The sequence below is a fragment of the Streptomyces sp. NPDC039480 genome (assembly GCF_055597165.1).
The window spans coordinates 207,311-232,915 of the sequence record NZ_JBVITX010000011.1; the positions used below are offsets into that span (position 1 = coordinate 207,311).

23 protein-coding genes are annotated in these 25,605 nt (G+C 72.6%); 16 read left to right on the forward strand and 7 right to left on the reverse strand.

Annotated features, from left to right (window positions below):
• The first annotated feature begins 35 nt into the window (after positions 1 to 35).
• The 3 genes from ACZ56E_RS30785 (at position 36) to ACZ56E_RS30795 (ending at position 1,561) form a co-directional block, all read left to right on the forward strand.
• Positions 36 to 356 carry a DMT family transporter gene (locus tag ACZ56E_RS30785; protein ID WP_398307553.1) on the forward strand — a complete coding sequence of 107 codons (321 nt, stop codon included), beginning with the start codon at positions 36 to 38 and terminating at the stop codon, positions 354 to 356.
• Complete coding sequence (locus ACZ56E_RS30790) at positions 356 to 901, forward strand: TetR/AcrR family transcriptional regulator (protein WP_471219122.1); 546 nt, start codon at positions 356 to 358, stop codon at positions 899 to 901. The genes ACZ56E_RS30785 and ACZ56E_RS30790 overlap by 1 nt, the downstream gene beginning before the upstream one ends.
• Positions 902 to 1,060: 159 nt before the next feature.
• Positions 1,061 to 1,561 carry a hypothetical protein gene (locus ACZ56E_RS30795; RefSeq protein ID WP_471219346.1) on the forward strand — a complete coding sequence of 167 codons (501 nt, stop codon included), beginning with the start codon at positions 1,061 to 1,063 and terminating at the stop codon, positions 1,559 to 1,561.
• Positions 1,562 to 1,808: 247 nt separating this feature from the next.
• Here ACZ56E_RS30795 and ACZ56E_RS30800 read toward each other — a convergent pair whose 3' ends face one another.
• Complete coding sequence (locus ACZ56E_RS30800; protein WP_471219124.1) at positions 1,809 to 2,699, reverse strand: winged helix-turn-helix transcriptional regulator; 891 nt, start codon at positions 2,697 to 2,699, stop codon at positions 1,809 to 1,811.
• Between the two features lie 135 nt (positions 2,700 to 2,834).
• Between ACZ56E_RS30800 and ACZ56E_RS30805 the strand changes: the two genes are divergently transcribed.
• The 11 genes from ACZ56E_RS30805 (at position 2,835) to ACZ56E_RS30855 (ending at position 12,776) form a co-directional block, all read left to right on the forward strand.
• Positions 2,835 to 4,073 carry an MFS transporter gene (locus ACZ56E_RS30805; RefSeq protein ID WP_471219349.1) on the forward strand — a complete coding sequence of 413 codons (1,239 nt, stop codon included), beginning with the start codon at positions 2,835 to 2,837 and terminating at the stop codon, positions 4,071 to 4,073.
• Positions 4,074 to 4,082: 9 nt separating this feature from the next.
• Positions 4,083 to 5,072: a 2,3,4,5-tetrahydropyridine-2,6-dicarboxylate N-succinyltransferase gene (gene dapD, locus ACZ56E_RS30810; protein WP_471219126.1), complete on the forward strand. Its 990-nt coding sequence runs from the start codon at positions 4,083 to 4,085 to the stop codon at positions 5,070 to 5,072.
• A 157-nt stretch (positions 5,073 to 5,229) separates the two neighbouring features.
• Positions 5,230 to 5,790, forward strand: a complete 561-nt coding sequence (locus ACZ56E_RS30815; protein ID WP_471219350.1) for a SigE family RNA polymerase sigma factor — start codon at positions 5,230 to 5,232, stop codon at positions 5,788 to 5,790.
• On the forward strand, positions 5,787 to 7,013 hold the full coding sequence (locus ACZ56E_RS30820) for a YncE family protein (protein ID WP_471219128.1): 1,227 nt from the start codon (positions 5,787 to 5,789) through the stop codon (positions 7,011 to 7,013). The genes ACZ56E_RS30815 and ACZ56E_RS30820 overlap by 4 nt, the downstream gene beginning before the upstream one ends.
• A 124-nt stretch (positions 7,014 to 7,137) precedes the next feature.
• Entirely contained in the window at positions 7,138 to 7,560 is a 423-nt protein-coding gene (locus ACZ56E_RS30825) for a phage holin family protein (RefSeq protein ID WP_468609558.1), read from the forward strand.
• Complete coding sequence (locus tag ACZ56E_RS30830; RefSeq protein WP_471219131.1) at positions 7,557 to 8,126, forward strand: DUF3618 domain-containing protein; 570 nt, start codon at positions 7,557 to 7,559, stop codon at positions 8,124 to 8,126. The genes ACZ56E_RS30825 and ACZ56E_RS30830 overlap by 4 nt, the downstream gene beginning before the upstream one ends.
• Positions 8,123 to 8,389 carry a DUF4235 domain-containing protein gene (locus ACZ56E_RS30835; protein WP_468609554.1) on the forward strand — a complete coding sequence of 89 codons (267 nt, stop codon included), beginning with the start codon at positions 8,123 to 8,125 and terminating at the stop codon, positions 8,387 to 8,389. The genes ACZ56E_RS30830 and ACZ56E_RS30835 overlap by 4 nt, the downstream gene beginning before the upstream one ends.
• 69 nt (positions 8,390 to 8,458) lie before the next feature.
• On the forward strand, positions 8,459 to 9,301 hold the full coding sequence (locus ACZ56E_RS30840) for an SDR family NAD(P)-dependent oxidoreductase (protein ID WP_471219133.1): 843 nt from the start codon (positions 8,459 to 8,461) through the stop codon (positions 9,299 to 9,301).
• 90 nt (positions 9,302 to 9,391) lie between these two features.
• Positions 9,392 to 10,192 carry an SGNH/GDSL hydrolase family protein gene (locus tag ACZ56E_RS30845; RefSeq protein ID WP_471219136.1) on the forward strand — a complete coding sequence of 267 codons (801 nt, stop codon included), beginning with the start codon at positions 9,392 to 9,394 and terminating at the stop codon, positions 10,190 to 10,192.
• A gap of 99 nt (positions 10,193 to 10,291) precedes the next feature.
• Complete coding sequence (locus ACZ56E_RS30850; protein ID WP_471219138.1) at positions 10,292 to 11,056, forward strand: antibiotic biosynthesis monooxygenase; 765 nt, start codon at positions 10,292 to 10,294, stop codon at positions 11,054 to 11,056.
• 1,093 nt (positions 11,057 to 12,149) lie between these two features.
• Positions 12,150 to 12,776, forward strand: coding sequence for an SRPBCC family protein (locus ACZ56E_RS30855; RefSeq protein WP_471219140.1), 627 nt, complete (start codon positions 12,150 to 12,152; stop codon positions 12,774 to 12,776).
• A 22-nt stretch (positions 12,777 to 12,798) separates the two neighbouring features.
• Here the strand turns inward: ACZ56E_RS30855 and ACZ56E_RS30860 are convergent, their stop codons facing one another.
• Positions 12,799 to 14,643 (reverse strand): endonuclease/exonuclease/phosphatase family protein, encoded by a 1,845-nt coding sequence (locus ACZ56E_RS30860; protein WP_471219142.1) that lies wholly within the window; start codon positions 14,641 to 14,643, stop codon positions 12,799 to 12,801.
• Between the two features lie 250 nt (positions 14,644 to 14,893).
• Here ACZ56E_RS30860 and ACZ56E_RS30865 point away from each other — a divergent pair, with 250 nt between their 5' ends.
• The gene (locus tag ACZ56E_RS30865) at positions 14,894 to 16,351 is read left to right on the forward strand and encodes a hypothetical protein (RefSeq protein WP_471219144.1); all 1,458 of its coding nucleotides are present in this window, start codon (positions 14,894 to 14,896) and stop codon (positions 16,349 to 16,351) included.
• Positions 16,352 to 16,453: 102 nt separating this feature from the next.
• Here ACZ56E_RS30865 and ACZ56E_RS30870 read toward each other — a convergent pair whose 3' ends face one another.
• From ACZ56E_RS30870 to ACZ56E_RS30880, 3 genes are all read right to left on the reverse strand, one after another.
• Positions 16,454 to 16,909: a hypothetical protein gene (locus ACZ56E_RS30870; protein WP_468609540.1), complete on the reverse strand. Its 456-nt coding sequence runs from the start codon at positions 16,907 to 16,909 to the stop codon at positions 16,454 to 16,456.
• Between the two features lie 26 nt (positions 16,910 to 16,935).
• A complete protein-coding gene (locus ACZ56E_RS30875; protein WP_471219146.1) occupies positions 16,936 to 18,099 on the reverse strand; it encodes a chymotrypsin family serine protease in 1,164 nt (387 codons plus the stop codon).
• 65 nt (positions 18,100 to 18,164) lie between these two features.
• Positions 18,165 to 18,362: a hypothetical protein gene (locus tag ACZ56E_RS30880; RefSeq protein WP_471219148.1), complete on the reverse strand. Its 198-nt coding sequence runs from the start codon at positions 18,360 to 18,362 to the stop codon at positions 18,165 to 18,167.
• 299 nt (positions 18,363 to 18,661) lie between these two features.
• Between ACZ56E_RS30880 and ACZ56E_RS30885 the strand changes: the two genes are divergently transcribed.
• Complete coding sequence (locus ACZ56E_RS30885) at positions 18,662 to 20,113, forward strand: alkaline phosphatase PhoX (protein ID WP_471219150.1); 1,452 nt, start codon at positions 18,662 to 18,664, stop codon at positions 20,111 to 20,113.
• Between the two features lie 21 nt (positions 20,114 to 20,134).
• On the opposite strand, the gene ACZ56E_RS30890 is transcribed toward ACZ56E_RS30885, so the two are convergent.
• The gene (locus ACZ56E_RS30890; protein ID WP_471219152.1) at positions 20,135 to 22,729 is read right to left on the reverse strand and encodes a protein kinase domain-containing protein; all 2,595 of its coding nucleotides are present in this window, start codon (positions 22,727 to 22,729) and stop codon (positions 20,135 to 20,137) included.
• An 82-nt stretch (positions 22,730 to 22,811) separates the two neighbouring features.
• Positions 22,812 to 25,106, reverse strand: a complete 2,295-nt coding sequence (locus ACZ56E_RS30895; RefSeq protein ID WP_471219154.1) for a protein kinase domain-containing protein — start codon at positions 25,104 to 25,106, stop codon at positions 22,812 to 22,814.
• Positions 25,107 to 25,605 lie beyond the last annotated feature (499 nt).

The following is a 25,605-nucleotide window of genomic DNA, read 5'->3' on the forward strand; positions in this document are numbered from 1 at the left end:
TACGCCCGTACGCATCGATATGTACACTCGTACGCATGGGATACGCACTGCTGGCCGCGGCCATCGCGGCGGAAGTGGCCGGGACCACGGCCATGAAGTACAGCGAGGGCTTCAGCAGGCTGGTGCCGTCGCTCATCACGGTCGCGGGGTATCTGCTCGCCTTCACGTTGCTCGCGCAGACCCTCAAGACGCTGTCCGTGGGTACCGCCTATGCCATCTGGGCCGGTATCGGCACCGCCGCCGTCGCCGCGATCGGGATGATCTTTCTGGGGGAGTCGGCCAATCTCGTCAAGATCGCGGGCATCGGTCTGGTGATCGCGGGGGTCGTCGTGCTCAATCTCGGCGGGGCGCACTGATGCCCCGGCGCTATGACCCCGAGCGCCGCCAGCGGATCATCGACGCCGCGATCCGTGTGGTGGGGGAGAAGGGCATCGCCGGGCTCAGTCACCGCTCGGTCGCCGCTGAGGCCGATGTGCCGCTGGGCTCGACGACGTACCACTTCAAGACGCTCGACGAGCTGCTTGTCGCCGCGCTGCGGCAGAGCAACGAGGGGTTCGCGAAGGTGATGGCCGCAAGTGGCGCCTTCGAGGACCCGGACGCCGACGTCGCGGCGGAGCTGGCCCGGCTGCTCGGCGACTGGTTCGCGGGGGAGCGGGCCGGGGTCGAGCTGGAGTACGAGCTGTATCTCGCCGCGCTGCGCAGGCCCGCGCTGCGTCCCGTGGCCGCCGAGTGGTGCCAGGGGCTCACCGAGGTCCTGGAACCGCGCACCGGCCCGGTGACCGCGCGCGCCCTCGTCGCCCTGATGGACGGGATCAGTCTGCAGGTGCTGCTCACGGGGGGCGAGTACGACGAGGAGTACGCGCGGGGCATGCTCCGTCGGCTCGTGGCGCCCGGCGACTGACCGCGCGTTTTCCGTTTCCCCTGTGGGTTTTGTGGAGGGGTGTCGTCAAGGAATCCCGCTCTGCAAACAAGGTCATTGCGTGCGCGGAGTACGCGCTGGTAGCGTCCTGGGTGCATTGACCAAGCAATTGCGGCAAGTTGGGGGAACAACTCCGTGAGCATGCGTAATAAAGGGATTTCCGTCGTGATTGCCTGCGCCTTGACCGGAGCGGCGGGCAGTACGGCGTACGCGGCTTCGACGCACCACGAGGAAATTGCGGCGACCGCGCCGTCCGTGGTGGACCGACAGGCTCTCGGTGCGGATGAGATCTGTGCCGTCCTGGGGATCGGCAGTGGGGCGGCAGGCCTTGCCAAGGCGCTGGCCAAGGGGGCATCGTGGGTGGGGATCGGCGCGAGCGTCGGGTGTTATGCCTACACGAAGGCCAAGCAGGCGACGCCCGCGCAGAAGCGCGCAGCCATGATCAAGTCGTACGAGAAGTACCAGGCCATGAGCGACCTCAAGAAGCTTGATGCCCTCGGCTATTACTGCCGTAAGCAGGACGGCGGCGGTGGTGGTGGGACCGATGTCGCCCCCATGAACAAGACGGTAGGGGTGATGGCAGGATGGCGGACCATCAAAATGAAGGGCGTCAAGTACTCGTGCACCGCCAGCAGGGACTGAGGGGAAATCGCCGCCCCGGGAATGGAGAGCGGTTTCTGCTCTCTCTGGCATTGCTCGCGGTGAGCTTGCTGTGGATGACACAGGAAATGGCTCAGTGGGCGATTGTCCTGTGTGCTGTTGGGGCGGCCGGTGGAGTTGCCGGAATGTTCTACTTCGGGCGGCGCCACATGCGTGCGCGCGGAAATGCGCAATGAGGCCGACTTCATAAGTGGTGTCGAATTTGTAGTCGAATTATTCGACCGCGTGCTCAGTGAGCGCGCTGCGTCAGGCTTCTGGCCGTCCGCAGCGCCGCCGTCACGCTCGCCGTGATGTCCGTGACCGGGTACTGCACGTCCCGCACCACCCGGTCACGGTCCACCACCAGTGTCAGCCGCTTCATCCGGCTCACGCCCGCCGCGCGGAACGTCGGCAGGCGCAGGGCCGCCGTCAGGGCCAGTTCGCCGTCCGACAGGAGCGGGAAGCGCAGGTTCTCCTTCTCGGCGAACGCCCGCTGCTCGTCGGGGCGCTGCGTCGATACGCCGTGCACCGTCGCCCCCGCCGCCGTGAACTCCGCGAGCTGGTCGCGGTAGGAGCAGGACTCCAGGGTGCAGCCGCGCGCGCCGGGGATGCCGGCCCAACCGGGCGGATAGGCGTCCTTGCGGGCGTACGCGCCGGGGAAGCAGTACAGGACCGTGCAGGGGGTGTCGCCGGCCACCGGGTCGCGCGGCTCCCCGTCGTGGCCGACGAGCCGGAGCTCCGGCACCCGGGTGCCGAGCAGCTCGTGGACCCGCCGGGCCTCCAGTGATGCCTCCGCCGCGGTCGCCATCGTCTCTCCCTCTCCCATCACCCAGGTGTCGCCCCAGTCCTGGAGCGCGACCAGGACGGGCAGCAGTGCGCGGCCACGCGGCGTCAGCCGGTACTCGTGGCGCACCGGGCGGTCCTGGTAGGGGACGCGCGTGAGCACGTCCGCCTCCACCAGGAGCCGCAGGCGCTCGGTCAGCACCTTGCGGGACACGCCCAGTTCGCGCTGGAGCTCGTCGAAGCGGTGCACCCCGCGCGCGGTGTCCCGCACGATCAGCAGGGTCCACCAGTCGCCGACGACGTCCAGCGCCTGCGCGATGGCGCAGTGATCGTCGTCGAGCCGGGTTCGTTGCGCCATGGTTCTCATGCTGACATAGTCCGTTCCCAAAAGGAACTGACTGCTGGGGGCGCTGTGTCGGTGTCGGGGAACGTGTCGGGGGATGTGTCAGGGAATGCGTCCGGGAACGTGCCGGGGAAGGGCAAGTCGCGTGGTCTGCGGGACGTGCCGAGGACCGTGTGGCTGCTCGCCGCCGGCCAGTTCTTCAACATGGTCGTCGCCTTCACCTTCGTCTACTTCTTCGTCTACCTGACGGACGAGCGCGACCTCTCCGTCGTCCGGGCCGGGCTGATCAGCGGCATCGGCGGCGCCGGCATGGTCGCGGGCAACTTCACCGGCGGCTGGTTCGGGGACAGGTACGGCCACCGACGCGTCCTGCTCGCCGGCTCCCTGCTCAGCGGCGTGGGCGTGCTCGCGCTGCCCGCCCTGCCGGACGCCCTGCTGTACGTCGTGCCGACGCTGAGCCAGTACGCCGGAGGCTGCGCCCGCGCCGCCAACGGCGCCCTCGTCGCCGTCACCGTGCCCGAGGGCGCACGCCGCCAGGGCTTCGCCGTGACACGGTTCGCGGCCAACGCGGGCTTCACCGTCGGGCCGCCGCTGGGCGCGCTGCTCATCGCCCACGTCTCGTACACCTGGCTCTTCGTCGTCGACGGGCTCGGCACCCTCGTCTTCGCCGCCTACGCCTGGCGGGTCCTGCCCGCACACGGCGCGGTGCGTGCCAAGGCGGCCGACCCCGGCACCGGAGTCCTCGCCGCGCTGCGGCAGCGCCCCACCGTCCTCGTCCTCCTCGGCGCGATCCTCGTCACCGACCTCGTCTACCGCCAGCAGTACTCGACACTCCCCGTCGACCTCGACCGGCACGGCCTGGACACCGGCGTCTACGGCTGGCTCCTCGCGATCAACGGCGGCGTCATCCTGCTCCTGGAACTCCCCGTCACCCTCGCCCTGCGCCACCGCGCCCCGCTGCGGATCATCGGGGCCGGACTGCTGCTCGTCGGCGCGGGCTACGCCGTGCTCGCCCTCGGCACCGGCATCGCCACCGCCGTGGCCATGATGCTGCTGCTCACCGCGGGCGAGATCCTCTACAAGACACCCGCCACCGCGTACGTCGCCGACCACGCGCCCCCGCACGTGCAGGGCCGCTTCCAGAGCCTGTACTCGGGCGTCTCGGTCAGCGGCGTCGTGCTGTCGGCGCCGCTCGGCGGGGCGCTGTACACCGCCGCGCCGGGGCTGCTGTGGCCGGTCTGCGCGGTGCTCGCGGGGGCCGCGGGGTGCCTGGTCGTCGCGGCGGGCCGGGGCCGGAGCCGCGGGCGGTCCGCCGCCGTCACCGCGGGCGGCCCCACCGCGAGCCCGGACCCTGAGACCGGTTCGCCCGCGCGCCGTGCCTCCGGTTAGGTTTCACCCATGACCGACACGAATGCTTCCCGCACCACCGGCGCCGTCGCCGCAGGCCTCGCCACCGTCGCCGCCGACGGCACCGTTCTCGACACCTGGTTCCCCGCCCCCGAGCTCGTCGCCGAGCCCGGACCCGCCGGCAGCGAGCGGCTGACCGCCGAGCGCGCCGTGGAACTGCTCGGTGAGGGCGCCGCGAAGGCCGTCGGGCCGGACGCCCGCCGTGGCGTGGAGATCATCGCCGTACGTACGGTCATCGCGTCCCTCGACGACAAGCCGCTGGACGCCCACGACGTCTACCTGCGCCTGCACCTGCTCTCGCACCGCCTGGTCAAGCCGCACGGCGTGAACCTCGACGGCCAGTTCGCCTTCCTCGCCAACGTCGCCTGGACCTCGCTCGGCCCGGTCGCCGTGGACGACGTCGAGCAGGTGCGGCTCAACGCCCGCGCCGAGGGCCTGCACCTCGCGGTGACGTCCATCGACAAGTTCCCGCGCATGACGGACTACGTGACGCCGAAGGGCGTCCGCATCGCCGACGCCGACCGGGTCCGCCTCGGCGCGCACCTCGCCGAGGGCACCACGGTCATGCACGAGGGCTTCGTGAACTTCAACGCGGGGACCTTGGGGACCTCGATGGTCGAGGGGCGCATCTCCGCCGGTGTCGTCGTCGGCGACGGCTCGGACATCGGCGGCGGTGCCTCCACGATGGGCACGCTGTCCGGCGGCGGCAACGTGCGGATCGTCATCGGCGAGCGCTGCCTGATCGGTGCCGAGGCCGGCGTCGGCATCGCGCTGGGCGACGAGTGCGTCGTCGAGGCCGGTCTCTACGTCACCGCGGGCACGCGCGTCACCCTGCCCGACGGACAGATCGTCAAGGCCCGCGAGCTCTCCGGCGCCTCGAACATCCTCTTCCGCCGCAACTCGGTCACCGGCGCCGTCGAGGCCCGCCCGAACAACGCGGTGTGGGGCGGCCTGAACGACGTGCTGCACAGCCACAACTGACACGACTGATCACCACCGAAGCGCCCTCAGGGCCGTCCTCGGACGGCCCTGAGGGCGCTTCGGTGTTTTTTTCCGTGCACAGGCATAGCGGCGGGCCCCCGGACCCGTCCTCATCCATGCGGGAGGGCAACAGGCCCACCAGGGAGCGAAGGTGACGATGGATGTCCAGGAGCAGGAGAACTTCCGCGAGTTCGTGGAGACGAGATCGTCGGCGTTGCTGAAGACCGCCGTACTGCTCAGCGGGGGCGACCGGCACGCGGGGGAGGACCTGCTGCAGAACGCGCTCGTCAAGGCGGCGGGGCGGTGGCAGCGGATCGACGAGCCGGAGGCGTACGTCCGGCGGATCCTGTACCGGCAGCAGGTCAGCCGCTGGCGGCTGAAGTGGCCACGACGCGAACAGGCCGTCGCCGAGCCGCCGGAACGCGCCGCGTCCGGCGACGGCACCTCCGCGGCGGAGCTGCGCGTCGTGATGCGCGGGGCGCTCGCCCGGCTCACCACGCGGCAGCGGACCGTGCTCGTCCTGCGCTACTTCGAGGACCTGCCGGAGGCGGAGGTGGCCGCCATCCTGGGCTGCTCCGTCGGCACCGTGCGCAGCACGACACACCGTTCCCTGGCCCGGCTGCGGGGCCTCGCGCCCGAGCTGGCGCGGCTCGAAGGACCGGACGACCGGCCCACGACCGCGTCCACCGACTTCTCGCCGATGGAGGTACGACCGTGAAGGTGGCAGATCTGGTCCGTGAATCGCTGCGGGAGCAGGCGGACCGAGGGGCGCCCGTGCCGGGAGACTTCGCCGACCGGGTGCTGGCCGTACGCAGGCGGCGCAAGACCCGGACGATGGTGGGCGCCTCCCTCGCGGTGGTGACGGCCACCGTCGTGGCGGTGGCCGTACCGGGCCTCGGCCAGGACTCCGCGGACGACGGCCCGCGCCCGGCCAGCGAGCTGCGGAGCGGCGACGTCCTCGCGCACCCCGGCCAGACACCGCCCCGCGAGCTGATCGCCGCGGGCGACACCGCGCTGGCCGCCTACAGCACGAACAGACGCGTCAAGCAGCCCGACGGCGACGCCGTCATCACCCGCACCTACCGGCTCCTCGACCAGAAGACCGGCACCTACCGCAAGGCGCCCCAATGGTCCTGGATCGACGTCGCGCCCGGCATGCGGACCGCCGCCGTCCTGGAGCGCGGCCTGCCGACCCACCGGATCGGTCTGCTGAACCTGCTGACCGGTGAGGTCGAGCGCTGGATCCCCGTCCCGCGCGGCGTCGGGGGCGTGGAGTTCTCGCCCGACGGCAGGAAGCTCGTCGCGACGACGTACGCGAAGGACCCGGACCGGCTCGACAAGGACCGGCCGATGAGCGACGGCAAGAACACGGAGCCGGGGCCCGCCGACCCGAGCAGGACCGGCTTCTACGTCCTCGACGTGGCGTCCGGGAAAGGCAGTTGGAGCGAGGTGAAGACGAAGACCGGCGGGTTCGGCATCGCGGACATCAACACCCGCCAGGACTTCACCTTCAGCCATGACGGCGCCCTCGTCTACACGGGTCTCACCTCCGCGCCGCACCAGCAGTACTACGACTTCGAGGGCCGCAAGCGGAGCGCCCCCGCGAAGGAGCGGCATCTGCGCTGGTTCGTCGACGGCGGGCTCTCCCCGAACGGAAAGCTCGCCGCCGGTGACTTCGCGGGCAGCGGCAATACCACCGCGAGCGAGATCAACGACCCTCTCACCGGCAAGCGCGTCGCCAAGGTTCCCGGCCAGCAGCTTCTCGCCTGGGCCGACGACAAGCGGCTCATCGCCTGGGACATCGCGCCCGGCACGAGTGAATACCGCAACCGTCTCGTCCTCGTCACCATCGGCAGCAAGAAGACCGTCCCGCTCAGCGGATACCGCTCGTCGAAGGCCGACGCCGTCGACCGCTGGACGCCGCTCTTCGCCCGGCGCTGAACACAGCACCGAACACCCGGCCGAACACCCGGTGCTGAACAAAAGGCGCTGATCACCCCGCGGTATGGATAGCGTCGCCCGGTCCGGGTACTCGGGACTCCCAGCCAGAAGGGAGGCGGACCCCGTGACCGGGACCATGGGCGAGCAGCCGACGCGCGATCACCCGCAGCACTCGGTGGGAGAGCTCGTCGAGCGGGCCACCGCACAGCTTTCGGAACTCGTACGTCAGGAAATGCGGCTCGCAGGCCAGGAGATGGCCGAGAAGGGCAAGCGCGCGGGCCGCGGTGGAGGGCTCCTCGGCGCGGCCGGCGCGATCTCCTACATCGGACTCATGGCGCTGGCGGCCACAGCGGCCGCGGCGCTCTCACTGGCCATGCCCGTGTGGGCCGCCACCCTCATCGTCACCGGCGTGCTGTTCGCCGTGGCCGGGGTGCTCGCCGCGCTGGGGCGCAAGCAACTGGCCCGCGCGGTACCCCCAGTGCCGCAGGAGGCGATCGACAGCGTCAAGGCGGACGTCGACGAGATCAAGGAAAGGGCCCACCGATGACGGACACCCCGAAGGACTCCACCAGCACGGGCGCGAAGGGGCCGGACGAACTGCGTCGGCAGATCGACGAGACCCGCGGCAATCTGGGCGAGACCGTCGAGGAGCTGGCGGCGAAGGCGGACGTGAAGACCCGCGCCCGGGAACGGGCCGCGGTGGTCAAGGGACAGGTACAAGGAACGGCGGCACAGGTGAAGGACAAGGTGACCGAACAGGCGGCGCGTGCCAAGGGCAAGGCCGCCGAGGAGGCGGGACACGCGAAGACCGTGACGGCCGAGAGCGCGACACGCGCCAAGGACAAGGCGGTCGAGGGCGCGGCCCGGGCCAAGGAAGCCGTACTGGAGGGCAAGGCGCGCGCGGAGCAGTACCCCGCCGTGGTCCAGGCCGAGGAGAAGGTGGCCGAGGCCGCCCGCCGGGTGCAGGACGGCACGCCCGAACCCGTACGGGCCGTCGCGAACGGCCTCGTGACCAGCGGGCGCCGCCGCCCGGGGGCGTTCGCCGCGGCCGGGGCGGGTCTCCTGCTCGCCTACGTGATGCTGCGCCGCCGCAAGGGGGCGGGCCGGTCATGAGCAAGATCCAGGTCCTCTACAAGCCGCTCGGCCTGGCCTTCGGCATGGCCGGCGGCGCGCTCGCGGGCGCGCTGTTCCAGCGCACCTGGAAGGCGGTGGCGGGCGAGGACGACGCGCCGGACGCACATGACGAGGAACGCGACTGGGGCGAGATCCTCGTCGCGGCCGCGCTCCAGGGTGCGATCTTCGCCGTGGTCAGGGCCGCGGTGGACCGCGGCGGCGCGATCGGGGTGCGGCGTGTGACGGGCCGCTGGCCGGGCTGACGCCGACGGCCGTCTGGCATGATCGGCGCGGGCGCCGACAGGCCGGACGACACAGAGGCTTGAGGCACGATGAACGACAGCACCACCGAAGGCAACACCAGCACCAGCACCACCGAAGGCAGCACCAGTAACACCAGCAACACCACAGACAACGCCGCCGGTGGCGGAGCGGGGCGGGGCGAGCGGCGCGTCGCCCTGGTGACGGGCTCCTCGTCCGGCATCGGGGCCGCCGTCGCCCGCCGCCTCGCCGCCACCGGCGTCCGCGTGGTCGTCAACTCCGCCCGCTCGGCGGAGGCGGGCGAGAAGCTGGCGGCCGAACTGCCCGACGCCGTCTACGTGCGGGCGAACGTCGCCGACGAGGCCGACGCCGCACGGCTCGTCCAGGCGGCCGTCGACACGTACGGCCGCCTGGACATCCTGGTCAACTGCGCGGGGACCACCCGGTTCATCGACCACGACGACCTCGCGGCCGCGAGCCCCGACGTGTGGCGCGAGCTGTACGACGTCAACGTCATCGGCGTGTGGCAGACCATCACCGCGGCCGTCCCGCATCTGCGGGCGAGCGGCGCGGGCAGCATCGTCAACATCTCCTCGCAGGCGGGTGTGCGTCCGAACGGCAGCTCCATCCCGTACGCGGTCAGCAAGGCTGCCGTGAACCACATGACCAAGCTGCTCGCCAAGACGCTCGGCCCGGCCGTGCGCGTCAACGCGGTGGCGCCCGGCATGATCGACACCCCGTGGTTCGACGGCGTCGAGGGCATCGAGGCGTCCATGGAGGCGGTGGCGGCACGGCTGCCGCTGGGCCGCGTCGGCCGGCCCGAGGACATCGCTGGGGCGGTGGTCGACCTGGCCGACTCCTCGTACATCACCGGCGAGGTGCTCCTCGTCGACGGCGGCGGCCACCTTCTGTAGCCACCTCCCGCGGCCCACTGCCCGCAGCCGCCACCGGGGCGCCGGGGAGCCCGCGTTGACGGGGCCCGGCGCCCGGAGGAAGCTCGGCGCATGGCCACGACGCAGCACCAGCCGTACGCGCGCTACGTCGCGATCGGCGACAGCCAGACGGAGGGGCTCGGGGACGGCGACGAGGAGCACGGCTACCGCGGCTGGGCCGACCGGCTCGCCGAGCTCCTCGCCGCGCGGAACCCCGACCTCATGTACGCCAACCTCGCCGTGCGCGGCCGCCGGACGGCGCGGATCAAGGCGGAGCAGCTGGCTCCGGCCCTCGCGCTGAAGCCGGATCTGGTGACCGTCATGGCGGGCATGAACGACCTGGTGCGGCCGGACTTCGACGCCGCGCGCGTCGCCGCCGACATCGAGGAGATGTTCACCGAACTCACCGCGGCGGGCGCGCGGGTGGCCACGGTGACCTTCCCGGACATCGCGCGGGTCTCGCCGCTCGCACGGCGCGCGCTGCCCCGCGTCCTGGAGCTGAACGCCCGGATCCGCGCGGCCGCCGACCGCCACGGTGTGCTCGTGTTCGACACGTTTCCGTACCGCATCACCACCGATCCGCGGCTGTGGAGCAGGGACCGCCTGCACGCCAGCCCGCTCGGCCACGCCCGGATCGCCGCGGGGATGGCGGACGTGCTCGGCGTCACCGGGCACGAGAGCTGGCTGACCCCGCTGCCGCCGCTGGCCCCGGTGTCCGTGCTCGGGGCGGTGACGGCGGAGGCGCGTTGGTTCGCGGGGTTCATGGGGCCCTGGCTGTGGCGGCGGGTGCGGGGGCGGTCGTCGGGGGACGGGCGGGAGGCGAAGCGGCCGGCGCTCGCGGAGGTGTCGGTACGCGAGCACCGCGGGGCTTGACTTCAAGTTCGGTTGAGGTAGGAGCGTTGCCCTTGCCCCCGCAGGGCCAGGCCCAGCGGGGACATCGACACCCACCTCGACCGATACGGACGGCCGACCATGCCCACGACCTCCTCCACCCCCTCCACCCCCTCCGCCCTCAGCACCGGAACCCTCCCCGACCCCACCCGCCGCGACGGGGGACTCACCTTCATCAGTACGTGGAGCACCGGCTCGCCCGAGCGGCAGCGGGCCACCCTCGACGCCATCGCCAAGGCCTGGGAGACCCGCCCATGGCCGCACGAGGGCCTCCTCTCGTACACGGTGTACGCCGGCTCCGACGGCTCGACGGTCCTGCACCACTCGCAGTGGCGCGACGAGGAGGCCTACCAGGACTTCTTCGCGAGCGCGGGGAACGGCAGGGACGCCAGGAACGCCGACATCGACGCGGCTGTCCCGGGCATCGAGCGGCTCGACCTGAACAAGACGCGGCTGTACCGGAGTTGGACCGACGGGCGCGGGCGCGAGGGGCGCGAGCCCGGGGCGATCGTGATCGTGCAGGTCGACTTCGAGGGCCCCGACGCCGAACGGCAGCGCGCCTGGGTGGACGGGGTGGTCGAGGCCCTGGACAGCGGACCGGCCGACGCCGACGGTTTCGGGCTGTACGCCGCGCACTTCCACGTCAGCACCGACGGCAGGCGGGTCGTCAACTACGCGGAGTGGGAGAGCGAGCAGGCCCACATCGACGCGCTCGCCTCGGCCGGCGACGGGGTCGGCTCGCCCACGCCGGCGTGGCGGCGGGTGCAAGAGTTCCCCGGCGTACGGGACGACTCGGCGGTGGCCCGGTACCGGTTCGCGTACGGCTTCGTACCGAGCAAGGCGTAGTTTCTTGGCGCCGCCCCGGCGACGGCTCCACCCGCCTGGACAGTGCGAGGTGTCGGCGGGACGGTGGGACCATGCGGGGCGTCACCGCGACCGGGGACCCGCCGACGGGAACGCCGACGGGCCGGGCGGGGCTGCCCCGACGGACCCTCGCGGGGCCCGCATGAGCGACGACGACAGGCCGAACCGTCATAGGCCGCGCAGACGCAGACCGCCCCTCGGCAGAGGCCGCCGCTCCGACCGCGGCCGACCCGACAGCGGGGGGTCTACCGACGCCGCCGAGGCTGCCGGAGCCACCGGTGCCACCGGTGCCACCGGAGCCGCCGGTGCCGCCGGGGCTGCCGACGCCGCCGGGGCTGCCCGTTCCACCGAAGCAGCCGGTGCCGCTGAGGCTGCCGGAGCGACCGGAGCCGCCGGGGCAGCCGAAGCCGCCGGGGCAGCCGAAGCCGCTCGTGCCGCCCCTGCCGCCGAGGCCGCCGACGCTGCCGGTGCCGCGGAGGCTGCCCGTGCCGCTGAAGCAGCTGGAGCCACCGGTGCCGCCGAAGCAGCTGGAGCCACCGGTGCCGCCGAAGCAGCCGAAGCCGTCCGTGCCGCCGGTGCTGCCGGGGCCGCCGAAGCCACCCGTGCCACCGCTGCCGCCCATGGCACCGGAGCCACCGGAGCCACCGGACCTGCCGAAGCAGCCGAAGCCGCCCGTGCCGCCGAGGCTGCGGGAGTCGCCGGTGCTGTCGGGGCCGCCGAGGCGGCTGGTGCGGCTGGTGCGGCTGGTGCTGCTGGTGCTGCCGAAGCCGCTCGTGCCGCTCGTGCCGCCGAGGCTACCGGAGCCACCGGTGGCGCCGAGGCTGCCGAAGCAGCAGGTGGCACCGACGCTGCCAGTGCTGCCGGTGCCCCCCGTGCTGCTGGAGCCACCCGTGCCGCCGTGGCCGCCCGTGCAGCCGGAGCCGGCCGTGCCGCCGAAGCCACCCGTGCCCCCGATGCCCCCGACGCGCCCCCCACCCGCATGGCGTTCGAGATTGTTCGGGAGATGGAGGTCGAGGGGGGACCGGAGCGGCTTTGGGCTGCTCTTACCACTGGGGCCGGGGGATGGCTCTGGCCGGTGGAGTATGAGCCGCGTGAGGGCGGTGCCGCCCCCTCCGGTGGCACCGTCACCCGCTGGGACCCGCCCCGCCGCCTCACCGCCCGCGTCGAGGACCCGGACCGTGTGCCGGGCCAGACCCTCGACGAGCTCGACCATCTCATCGAGCCGCGTGACGGCGGGCGCCGCTCCTGGCTGCGTCACGTGCACAGCGGCGTCTTCACCGGCGACCGGGACGCGCGGTACGACGCCATGGTGCAGCGGACCGACTTCCACCTGCACACCCTTGGCCAGTACATGGCGTACTTCGAGGGCCGCCCGGTCACCTTCTCCGCCGTCAGCGGCCCGCCCGCGTCCAGCGCCCCGGACGCCTTCGGCAGGCTCGCCCGCGCCCTCGGCCTGCCCGACGACGCGATGGACGGCGCCCGCGTCCGCGTCCAGGCCCCATGCGGGGAACTGGACGCGGTGATCGACTTCCGCAGCCCGCACTTCATCGGCCTGCGCGCGGACGAGACGCTGCACCGCTTCTTCGGCCGCAACCGCTTCGGCGCCCGGGTCGGCGTCACCGTCCACGACTTCGGCGTACACGCGGACGCCAAGCGCACCGAACTGGCGTGGCGGGACTGGCTGGAGCACCTCTACGGCTGACCGACCGTCGGGCACGGCACCGTCAGGGGCGGAAGCGCAGTACCTGCGGGTCGTGGTCGCTGTTCTGCTCCGCGAACTCCGCGTTGATGTGCACGCTGTCGTAGCTGAAGTCGTCCGCGTCCCCCACTCCGGGGCTGGTCAGGATCTGGTCGAGGACCTGCGAGTTGCCCTGGTAGACGTACGAGTAACGCTCGCTCCTCGGCAGCGACTTGATGGCCGCCCGCAGCGCGCCGCCGTCCTCCAGGGCCTTGGTGGTCGCCGAGAACTCGAAGTCGTTGATGTCCCCGAGCACGACCACGTCGGCGTTCCGCTGGGCCTTCCGGATGTCCTTCACGAAGCCGTTCACGGCCTGCGCCTGCTTGAGCCGCTTCGCCTCGGAGGAGCGGACCGGCGGCTGGTGGTGCGAGGTCAGCCCCTCGTCGCCGCCCTTGGAGCCGAAGTGGTTGGCGATCACGAAGACCGTGCGGCCGCGGAAGACGAACTCACCGGCCAGCGGCTTGCGGCTGTCCGCCCACGCGGCGTTCAGCGGGTCGACGCGCCCGGGGGAGTGGCTGAGCGCGGGCCGGCCCTTCTCCCGTACGACCTCCGTGGGCGTCGTCGCGTCGCCGGGCGCGCGCTCGGTGAAGGAGACGCGCTCGGGGTTGTGGAGGAAGACCTGCCGGATGTTGCCGCCGGGCTCGCCGCCGTCCTTGTTGTTCTGCGGGTCGACGGAGTGCCATGCGTAGCGCGGCCCGCCCGCGGCGACGATCGCGTCGGTGAACTTCTTCAGGGTGGCGTCCGCGGAGACCGTCCCGTCGTTCTTCGCGCCGTTGTCGTCCTGGATCTCCTCCAGGGCGAGGATGTCGGGCGAGGCGAGGTTCGAGACGACGGCCGAGGCCAGCGCGTCGAACTTCTGCTGCGGGTCGCCCGGGTCGAGGTTCTCGACGTTGTACGTGGCCACGGCGAGCTCACCCTTGGCCTGTCGCCGCGTCTTCTCGCGCGCGAGGCCCTTGTCGGCGATGCTCCCGAGCTCGCGGGCCACCAGGGTGTAGCCGCCGAACTGGTTGAAGTCCAGGGGGCCTTCGGCGCCGTCGCGCAGCACGTCACCGACGTTCGCCTTGGGGAAGGGCTTCTCGGAGACGGGCGCGAGCTGCTGGATCTGCAGCCGCCCGCCGTTCTGCGCGTCGTACGAGCCGTAGACGGTGCCGCCGCGCCGGTTCCGGTTCTCGTGCTTCTTCACCGTCACCCACAGCTCGTTGTACGCGTCGGTCGCGCCGACGACACGCGAGCTGCCGACCCGTACGTTCATGCCCTCCAGGGACTCGTACAGGTCCAGGGCGTACGAACGGGGCTTCAGCGGCAGCGCGTTGACGCTGCCGCCCTGCGCGGGGTCGCCGGCCGGAGCGTACGCGGCGGGCACGGACTTCGCGCCGAGCGTGACGGGCGCGGGCAGCGGGTTGCCCGACGACTCCACGGTCACCGTCGGCTTCGTGATCTGGGTGAGGGACTGATTGCCGGATCCGGCGCCCCCGGGAACGTACTCCGAGACCGTGCCGGAGACCCGGACCGCGTCGCCCGCCCGCACGGTGAGCGCCGCCGAGCCGGTGAAGACGAAGACCGCCTCACTGGTGGCGGGGTCGCCGTCGGCCGCGCCGTCGGCGGACTGGATCCAGAAGCCCTTGGAGCCGTATCCGCGGACACCGGTCACGATGCCCGCGACGTCCGTGACCTGCTGTCCCGCGAGGGGCGAGACGCGGGTGGTGCCCTGGATGTCGTGGACGCGGACCTCGTCGGCGGACGCGGCGGAGGACGAGACCGCGAGCAGTCCCGCCGCGAGGGCGATGGCGGTGACGGCACTGACGGCGGCGGATCTCGGTATCTGGGGCATCTGGGAACTCCGGATGAGGGAAGACGGTGAGGGAGGAAGAGAACAGCTGGCAGTGGGCGCCCGGACGGACGCTCTACGCGCGTCAATCTCTTGCCTGACCAGGGGAGTTGTCAAGGTTCTCCGGGTGCCCTTTCCCTGTACGGCTTCTGACAGGGACATGAACCGGGCGGCATGGTGCCAAATCCGTCTAGGCTTGCGCCTTGCCGATCCGTACTCCCGGCGCCCCGCACCTCCGGAGGAGAACCAGCCGATGTCCGTAAGCCCCGCCACCCTGCCGCCGGTGCTGCTGCACTCCGAAGCGGAACTCGCGCGGGCCGCGCTCGCCACACCACTGCTGTCCCGCGCCGTCCGGCTCGCCCGCTGGGCGGGGCCGGACACCCGGGTCGGCGCGGGCGGCGAGCTCGTCGACGCCCAGCTCCCGGCGGCTGCGGCCGAGCTGGGCCTCGAAGCGGAGGGCATCGACGAGGCGGACGCGGCCGCGTACACGAGCGAGGCCTGGCGGGTCGCGGTGGACACCGGCCTCGTCGAGGTCACGGACGCCGAGGAGGAGGGCGGAGAGGGCACCGTCACCCAGGGCGAGGACCTCGCGCTGCTCTCCGCGGGCAGCCCGCAGGACGTCCTCGGCGTCTGGCTCGGCGCCCTCGACACCGTCTACGCGGACGCCACCGTGCCCGACATGGACAACCTCCTCGACGTCCTGGAGGAGAAGGGCGAGGTCGACTTCGCCGAGCTCGGCTGGGACCCGCAGGCCGAGGCCGACTTCCTGGACGGCGTCCTCGGCAACCTCTACCTGCTGACGGTGGGCGACGCCGCGGCCGGCGAGGGCCCGGTGCCGCTGCCCGCGCTCGCCGCCTCGATGATCGTCCCCGACGACATGGGCGAGCCCACCGACGACGTCCTGGAACAGGTGTCGGACGCGATGATGAAGCTCGACGACCAGTTCCGGCTCTTCGAGCCGCTCGGACTCGTCGAGTACCAGCCGGTCGACGAGGCGCTCATGGCCGACGCCGACGAGGACACCACCGAGGGCCCCGGGCCCGTCGACGAGGAGGACGTCAGCCGCTACGGCATGGTCCGGCTCACCCCCCTCGGCCTGTACGGCGTCCGCGCCCGCATGCTGGAGGCCGGGGTCGACGCGCCCGCCGTCGGCGACCTCGCGGACAAGGGCGCCGACGCGCTGCTCGACGGCACCTCCGGCTTCCCGCAGCACGCCGCGCAGGCCGAGATCGAGCAGTGGCTCGCCCGGCACGAACCGCTCGCCGCCGCACGGGAGCTGCTCGCCGCGGCGCGCGGCGGCGACGAGGGCGCGCCCCTGCGCAGGCTCCGCTGCCAGCAGGCACTCTCCCTGGTCGGGAACGAGGCGGAGCCCGCGCTCCGCGACGTCCTCGACGACCCGGAGCTCGGCGGCCTGGCCCGGGTGTGGCTCGCCGAGCACGGCGCCACCGACGTGCCCGCGCCCTCGGAGGCGCTCATCTTCTGGCTGACCATCGACACGCTCGCCGCGCAGCTCGCCGCCGAGGGCAACTCGGACGAGCTGCAGGGCCTGGTCGAGGGCCTCGCGGAGCAGCACAGCGGGTTCTTCGCCACGGCGTGGCGCGTCGAGCACCCCGCCACGGCCGACGTCCTGGACGCGATGGGCCGCCTGCACCCCGACAAGAAGGTGGCCAAGGAGGCCCGCAAGGCGGCGTTCAAGGCGCGGAACATCTAGCCCGTCCGGCGGTCGAGGACGAGCCCGAAGGGCGATGGACAGCACCCCGGGTGGGCCCGACGGCACGGGCCCACCCGGGGTGCGTTCATCCCGCCGGAGGCGTCAGCACTCGTAGCGCGTCGTGTGCTTGAACGACGACGTCGCCCCGTCGAACCCGTACGTCCCCCGGTACGCCGGAGGATTCTGGTACTCGCCGACGATCGTGACCGTCGTCGCGCACGAGCCCTGCCCGGCGCGCTTCGCGTCGAGCCGCATCGTCTCGCCGAGCGTGCCGCCCGTGATGTCCCACGGCGCGCCGCAGATGCCGGACCTGATCTGCCCGCCCGTCACCACGTGCGGATAGGTGGTCGGGTTGTACGAGACCTGAATGGCGAACGTGACGGCGCCGCTGTGCAGCGTCAGCCTGCACTCCGTCGACAGGGCCTCGGCCGACACACCGGCGGCCGGCGCGGCGAACGCCTCGTCGCGCGTCTTGACCTCGGCGCCCTGCGGATTGTGGAAGCGGTGCTCCGACGTCCGCGACTGGCCGCCCTTCTGCTTACGTGCCTGAGAGGTCATGGAAAACCCTCCTTCCGTCCTGACCGTCAGGCCAGCAGCTCGGCGATCTCCACACGCAGCAGCGCGCGGACGTTCTCGATGTGGTTGACGATGGTCGCGACCGACGAACCGGCGAAGAGCAGCCCCACCGCGACGTCGTCCTGCGAGGTCACCAGCGAACCGGAGTCGCCGCCCGCCGAGATGTTCGTCGTGACGATCTGGTCCTTGAACCGGGCCGTGCCCGCGGTGCCGTAGTTCACGTCGACCGTCGCGTCGACCGCGATGATCCGGCCGAAGCTGATGTTCGTCGTCCTGCCGGACTTCTTCACCAGGTCGCCGACGGCCACGTTGGCCTTGCGCCGCCAGGCGCGCGGGGCGCCGCTGAAGTACTGCTCGCGCGTCGCGTCCTGGAAGTCGACCGCGCCGAGCGCCGCGTCCACCACGTTGTTGTGCCGCTCCAGCGGGATCTGCGGGGCGAACTGGATCGTGATGAACCGCTCCAGCGTCGCGATGCGGTCCGCCGGGTCCTGCCCGCCGTCGAAGACGCCCGGCTGCACGATCGCGCTGCCCAGCTGCGCCCGGTTGGAGTCGGCGAGCACGTGGTTGTTGGAGAGGATGTAGAACTTCGACGGTATGCCGAGACCGGCGCCGGGCGGGTCGACGGAGGCGCCGGGCAGGAAGTCGTAGACCACGCTGCCGAGCGTGCCCGCGGTCACCCGGACGTTGCCGACCGAGAAGCCGGAGGGGCACGGGCGCATCCGCCGCTTGAGGAGCTGCGGCTCGAACGCGCCACGCCCCGCGAGCTCCTCGAGCTGCGGCTGTCCGAGGCTCGCGAGCTGTTCGCTGACGCTGCCCTCCGGGCCGTACGCCACCGGCGAGCGGTCCTCGGCGCGCCGGCCGCCGGGCCTGCTCTGCTGGCGCTGCGCCGCGATGTGACCGACCGCGACGACGTCGGTCGGGGTGCCGTCGTCCATCTGGCGCGGGACGACGTCCCGCTCCGGGAGCATGGACTCCGGGACCTTCTGGGTGACGAACACGACGACGGTGGGCTCGCCGGTGGGCTCCCCGTCGCTCCACTTCACGCCGTGGCCGAAGCCGACGACGTTGGACAGCGGCTGCTGGGGCCGCAAGAAGTCGGACATCGCCTGCTGACGGGAGCTGTCGCTCAGCTGACCGCCGGTGGGACCTCGCATCAGTTCGGGCCGGCTCACCACGCCAGACCACCTCTTCCCCTTTGAAGGGTGGGGTTCCGGGCCGCGCCGGGGCATCGCTCCCGCTACGTCCCGCCGTCCTGCGCGTCGACCTCGCCGATGGCGAGTACGCGTACGGGGACACCGTCGAGCGTGTCCGGAACCACGTCTTCGTCACGGAGGCGGTCACGGGGCACCCGGTGGGTCACAAAGACGACGATCACGTCCTGACCCGAGTGCTCGTCCCTTCCGATGCCGACTCCGGTGACATTGGCCAGCCTCATCAGCCGGCTCTCATGGAGGCTGCGTGCCTGATGTGCGTCCACTCGGCTCGCCTCCCCGTGCGGGTGGTGCAGCTCTGCACGTGGTGATGTCTATTGCGGTGTGCATCGCGGGTCAAGGTGTTTCGCGGTGATTCTTCGCTTTGCGGGCGATCCGCCCCTGTTGACCTTGTCATGCAAGGAGGCAGGAAGGAGGCGCCTCGGCGTCGTGCGGTGTTCAACCGCCGTTTATGCGGGGGCGGGACGGTGGCGCCGACAGCAGCCCGGTCGTACGTACCGCCTTCGCGTCCTCAGGAGAAACGATGTCGCTCACCCGCAGGGATTTCGCCAGACGCTCCGCGCTCACCGGTGCGGGAGTCGCCCTGGCCGGCAGCGTCGGCGCGCTCGCCACCGCGCCCGGTGCCCTCGCCGCGACGGAGGTCGAGGAGGCGGACACCGCGGGCCACGGCCACGGCGGCCACCGCGGCCCCGGCTACGGCCCCCTCCTGCCCGACCCCGAGGGCCTCCTCGCGCTGCCCGCCGGATTCTCGTACCGCGTCCTCACCCACAGCGGGAAGACCAAGCTGGAGAGCGGAGAGTTCACGCCGTCGAACCACGACGGCACCGCCACCTTCCGCGGCCCGCGCGGCACGACGCTCCTCGTCAACAACCACGAGCTCGGCGGCCCCCGCAGCAAGTGGAAGCACCCCGTACCGCTCACCGAGGGCCTCGTCTACGACCCCGCGGCGGCCGGCGGCTGCACCGTCGTCGAGGTCCGCCCCGACGGGCGGGTCGCCGAGTGGGTCGGCATCGCGGGCACCGCCACCAACTGCGCGGGCGGCAGCACTCCTTGGGGCACCTGGCTCACCTGCGAGGAGACCGAGGACAGGGCCGGCCAGAACGGCATGACCAAGGACCACGGCTACGTCTTCGAGGTCGATCCCCTGGACCGGCGTGCCAACCGCGCCCCCAAGCCCATCAAGGCGCTGGGCCGCTACGCCCACGAGGCCGTCGTCGTCGACCCCAAGCGCGGCCACCTCTACCTCACCGAGGACGCCTCCAGGCCGAACGGCCTCCTCTACCGCTGGACCCCGCCGCACGGCTTCGTCCACGGCCGCGGCAGGCTGCGCACCCTCGCCGACGACGCGGGCGTCCTCAAGGCCCCCAAGTGCTACGACTCCGGCGGCCGCTTCGTCGACGACCTGTCCCGCGCCACGAAGATCGGCACGGTCTACGGCGTCGACTGGGTCGAGGTCCCCGACCGCGACGCGCGGACCGTGCCCGTGCGCGAGCAGTTCGACGACGGCGACATCACGCGCGCCCGTAAGCTCGAAGGCATGTGGTGGGGCGACGGCGGCGTCTACATCGTCGCCTCCTTCGCCCGCGACGAGAGCCCCGTCCCGCACGACGGACAGGTGTGGTTCTACCACCCCGGCCGCCGCACCCTGACCCTGAAGGTGCTGCTCGGCGTCAACAAGGACCCCGACAAGGACGGCGCCTTCGACGGCCCCGACAACATCACCGTCTCGCCCTACGGCGGCCTCGTCATCGCGGAGGACGGCGACGGCGTCCAGCATCTCTTCGGGGCGACGGAGAGCGGCCGCACGTACCCGATCGCCCGCAACGAACTCAACGCGGGCACCGAGGAGGAGCCGGAGTACAGCGAGTTCACCGGCGTCACGTTCTCGCCCGACGGCAGGACCCTGTACGCCAGCATCCAGACGCCCGGCATCCTGCTCGCCATCACGGGCCCGTGGAAGCGGCAGCGGCGCTGATGGCTCGTGCCATGACCGGCGTCACGCGTTCCGTGGCGCGTTGACCGCCCGGAGGGACGAGGTCCCGACCCTGGCGTACCAGCCGTCGGCGTCGGCCGCGAGCCAGGTGACGGCCTCGTCCACCGGCCACTCTGCCAGCGTCCTGCCCGTCCGCAGACTCAGCGCCCGGCACACCTGCCCGGCGGTCACATAGGCCGTGCCGCCGCCGATGGCGGGCGGGCAGCGCGCGATGGCGTCGAACGACGTCCGCCACAGCTGCCGCCCCCCACGGCCGTCACCACCACCGCTGCCACCGCCGTCGCCGTCGGTGAGGTCGATGGCCTGCAGGGTTCTGGCGTCCAGCCAGTTCAACAAGGTGCCGTCCCGGGCGACCGGGCCGCGCCGGCCGCCGCCGGGCAGCGTCGGCCAGCCGGTGTCGAGCCCGGCGGTGGGATGGCTCCACAGCCGCTTGCCGCTCTCGGGACTGAACCCGATCAGGTCCTCCCCCGCGGCGAGCAGCAGCCCCGTGCCGGAGGCGTACCCGAGGGCCGTGGCACCGCTCCCCGCGGTCAGCCCGAGCGGCTCCTTGCGCAGCCGCTCGCCGGTCCGTACGTCGATGAGGTGGAGCTCGTCCGTCTCGCTCAGCAGAGCGAAACGGTCGCCGGTGTGGCCGGTGTTGCCGCTGCGGTTGCCCGGCGCGGGCAGTGTGACCGGCGCCGTGCGCGCCTGCTCGTCCTTGCCGAACGCGGTGTACGTCCACGGTTCGCGGCCCGTCGCCGCGTCGAGGCAGAACACGCGGGGGTCCTGGGCGCCGGTGTCCGGTACGAGGAACACTCTGCCGCCCGAGACCGCGGGCGCCCGCCAGTCGCGGGTCTCTTCCTTCCCGCGCGTGCGAGGGGAGCCGCCCGAGGACAGCGCACGAACGTGCAACACCCGGTCCTGCGACGACCCGCCGCCGTCGTCCAGTGTGACGAGCCGCCCGTCCGCGACGGCGAACCACTTCACGGCACCGCGCCACGGCTGCTCGGGCCGCACGGGATCACCGGACCCCAACTCGTACACCTGCCCCATGAGTTCGGGGGCGATCACCCATCCGCTCACGACACCCCAGAGCGGTTCACGGGCGGCGCCCGCGGGAGCGTTGTCGTACTGCCAGCGGCTCGTCCCGTCAGCGGCGTCGACGGCGCGCACCAGCCCCTGCGTGGTATAGCCGCTCCTCGGCCCGTGCACCAGGACGGTGTCCCCGACGAGCAGGGCGGCCTCGATACCGCCCGAACCGCCCTCCGCACCACTCAACCGCCACCGCTCACGCCCGGCCCGCGCCGACCCCTCCCGCAACACGGGCCCGTCCTCCTCCGCGCCCTCACCCGGAGCCTTCGGCGCCCGGGCAGCGGCCCAGCCGGCGACCCCCGCGAGCCCGGCGCCGCCGGCGGTGAGGAGGGTGCGGCGGGCGAGGGTGCGGTGGCGTTCGGTGAAGGGGGACGCGGGTCGGGGTGCGGGGCGCCGAACGGGTTCGGTCCGGCGGCCGGTGCCGCTGCCGGTGCCGTTGCCGGCGGTGGTGCTGTCGCCGTCGGTGGTTGTGGTGTCGCGGCCGTTCCCGCTACCGGCGGGTGCACCGGCGCGGCCGTGCTCGCGCCGGCCGGCGGTCGGACCGGCGTCGTCGTCCCCGCCGTGACCGTCGGTCGGGCCGGTACGGCTGCCGTCGGCCTGGCCACCGGTTGCGCCGGCGCCGCCGTTCTCGCCGTCCTCGCCGGTCGCGGCGGCGGCGCTCCTGTCGCCCGCGATCAGGGAACGCAGTGGTTCCTCCCGCCACCACAGGGGCCCGTCCGGGGTGGTGGTGAGGGTCAGGATGTGGGGCGGGGACGGGCGGCGGTGGGGGGTTTTGTGCAGGCAGGCGGCGACGAGTGCGCGCAGGCCTGCCGACTCCGGGACACCGGCGAGCTGTGGCTCCTCGTGCGTGACGCGGTACAGCAGTACCGCGGCGGGGCCCGAGCCGAAGGGCTGCTCGCCCGTTGCGGCGAAGGCGAGCACCGCGCCCAGCGCGAACACGTCCGCGGCGGGCCCGACATCGCCCCCGGCGACCTGCTCCGGCGCCATGTACCCGGGCGTGCCGAGCATCGATCCGGCCCGGGTGAGACCGAGGTCCCCGGCGGCACGGGCGATGCCGAAGTCGATGACGCGCGGCCCGTCGGCGGTCACCAGCACGTTGGACGGCTTGAGGTCGCGGTGCACGATGCCCGCCGCGTGGATGCTCGCCAGGGCCTCGGCGAGGCACGCCCCGAGCGACCGCACGGCCGCCGCGCCCAACGGCCGGCCCGCGGCGACCGCGCGGCGCAGGGTGACCCCCGGCAGGAACGCCGTGGCGAGCCAGGGCACGGGGGAGTCCGGGTCGGCGTCGAGCACGGCGGCGGTGTGCGCGCCCGTGACGGCACGTGCCGCGGTCGCCTCGCGCCGGAACCGCTCGCGGTAGACCGGGTCGGCGGCGAGGTGCTCGTGCACGGTCTTGACGGCGACGAGCCGCCCACCGGGACTGCGCCCCAGATAGACCTGCCCCATCCCCCCGGCCCCGAGCCGCCGTACGATCCGGTGCCCGCCGAGCCGCCGGGGATCACCGTCGAGCAGCGGGGTGCCCGGCATGGGGGCCGCCCCGCTCATACGGCACCGCCGCTGTGGGGCGGGCGGGCCGTGGGGGCGGAGGACGGGACGACGCCGGGCGGGGTCATGTCCGGGTGGCCTTCGGGCCGCGGAGTGTGTGCAGGGTGCGGCCCGCGCAGACGTGGAACAGGCCGTCGTGCGCGGCCGCCAGCTTCATGTCGGACGCGGGGTCGACAGGCGCCGCCCAGGAGGCGTCCCCCGTCCGTACGTCCAGTGCGTACACCCCCCACACGGCATCGCCCGAGCTACCCGGCTCCGGCCCCGAGACCAGCACCAGGCCGTCCGACACCACCGGCACCCCCTCCTCGACGTCCCGGAACCCGGGACGCGACCACCGCCTCCGGCCCGTACGGGCGTCCAGCGCCTCGACGCCGTCCGACGACGAGGCGAGCACGAGACCGGCCGTGGCCCGCGCCGCGACATTCGTGACCGCACCCGCGGGCCGGTCCCACAGGGTGCGGCGGGTCGCCAGGTCGACCGCCTCGATCCGCTCCTCCGACACGAAGTAGCCGACCCCCTCGGCGCCGGGGTGGGCCTGCGGGCGGCGGGCGCCGTTCGTGACCTCCCGCTCCACCGTGCCGTCGGACGCCTTGAGGACGACCAACGGATCGTGCCGCGCGTACCGGTCCGTGCCGGGGGGACCCGAGCTCCGGGACGCCGTGGCCACCGCTATCCGGCCGCCCGCGTCGTCCACGCCGATCACCCCCGCCGCGCGCCCTTCGTGGAACCACAGCTCGTCCCCCGTACGCGCGTCGAACCCGTACGCCCGCCAGGGCCGTTCCAGCGTGCCGCGCCGCTCCTGCAGGGTGTCGTACGAGGCGTAGGTGAGGAGGCAGGCGACGTCGTCCGTGAGCGTGAACGCGCCGTTGGTGCCCTCCAGTTCGCTCGGGGGCGGGTCGAGAGGGCGGGGCGGCCGGTGCGGGTTGCGCATCAGGGTGCCCGAGGTCCACGCCTCCCGGCCGTCGGCGACGCGCAGCGCGATCAGATGGGGTTCGAAGAGGCTGTCCCGGAGTACGTAGACGAGGTCACCGCGCGTGTCGATGCTCCGCAGCTGCTCCTCCGGGTAGGTCCAGCGGAGCGTGTTGGTCTCCGCCTCCAGCCGGACGAGCCCTTTGTCGTCCAGTACGTAGAGATCCTTGCCGCTGCGCAACAGGGCGCCGCCGTACTCCACTTCACCGATCTCACGGCTCCAGACCACCTCGCCGGCAGCGGGGCGGGGCCCGCCGCGCCGCCCGCCACCGGCCGTGCCGCCGGCGCCACCCCCTTCGCCATTGAGCAGGACGGCCGCCGTCGTACCACCGACGGCCGCGACCACCCCACCACCCCAGACGAGAAACCGCCGCCGGGAGGTACGGCGCGGCGGCGGCGACGATTCGGTGGGGCCGGACCCGTCGCCGGGGTCAGGGGGCAGCGACTCGTCGCCGTCGCCGTCGGAAGGATCGGAAGGATCCGAAGGATCGGAAGGATCGGAAGGAGAAGAACCGTCACCCGCCGGGCCCACCAGCCCCGCGACCTCGTCCTCCTGGCGGCGGATCAGGCCGGCCACCGGTTCCTGTTCCCACCAGGGCTCGGCCGGGGCGCGGTCGGCGCACCAGGTGAGTATCTCCGCGACCGACGGGCGGTCCGCCGGGGTCCGGGTCAGGCAGCGGGCGAGGAAGGCCTCCCACTCCTCGTCCGGCACGCCCAGCAGGTCCGGGTCCTCGTGCAGCGTGCGGTGGAGGACCTCGGGGGCGCCGCCCGAACCGAAGGGGCCGCGACCGGTCGCCGCCACCGCGAGGACCGCGCCGAGTGCGAACACGTCGGCGGCGGGCCCCGGCGGCCGGGCGTCCGACGCAAGCTGCTCGGGGGCGATGAAGCCGGGCGAGCCGATGGCCTCGCCACTCGCGGTGAGGCTCTCCTCGGCCGCGCTCTTGGCGATGCCGAAGTCGATGACCTTGGGGCCGTCGCGCGTGACGACGACGTTGGACGGCTTCACGTCACGGTGCACGAGTCCCGCCGCGTGCACCGCCGCCAGCGCCTCGGCGAGGGCCGCGCCCAGCGCGGCGAGCTCGGCGGGCCCGAGCGGGCCGTGCGCGGCCACCGCCTTCGGCAGGGTGGGGCCCGCGCAGAACTCGATGGCGAGCCAGGGCTGTTCGGCGTCCGGGTCGGCGTCGAGCACCGCGGCGGTGTACGGACCGGTGACCGCACGCACGGCGGCCGTCTCACGGCGGAAGCGCTCGCGGAACTCCGGCTCCGCGGCGAGGTGCGCGTGGACCGTCTTGACGGCGACGGGCCGCCCGGACGCGGACCGCGCGAGGTGGACGCGGCCCATGCCGCCCTCGCCGAGCAGCGCGACGATCCTGTACCCGCCGACCTCCACGAACGCTCCTTCCGGCGGCCCCCGCGGGCCCTCGGCACGACAGGACGAGCTGACGGACTGTGCGACGCCTGTGAGGCATCGTACGGTTGCGGCCGCCGGGAGATCAGAGGGCGTGAAAAACCTTTGGCGCCCCGCCGGTTCACTCTCCTAAAGTGATGCACGTCCAGGTGCGAAGGCAGGACCTACTTCCACTCCTAATGGGGAGGCCGCGGGTTCGATTCCCGCCGCCGGCACCGACAGGCCGGCGTAGCTCAGTGGCAGAGCACCATCGTCGGTTCCGCCGAAATGAACTCTGGACATCACAATTTCATGCGTTTTCCTGCACCTCCCGGTGCGCAGGCAATGGCTACTTCCTTTCAAGAAATGACGCCACCGCCACTTCGATCTCGGGAGGCAGCAGCTGGTGTGTGCCCGGTGCGCAGGCAACGGTTACTTCATGGATCAGACGGTTGCGGGTTCGAGTCCCGTCATCGACTTCGGGTCGGTGTAGCTCAATCGG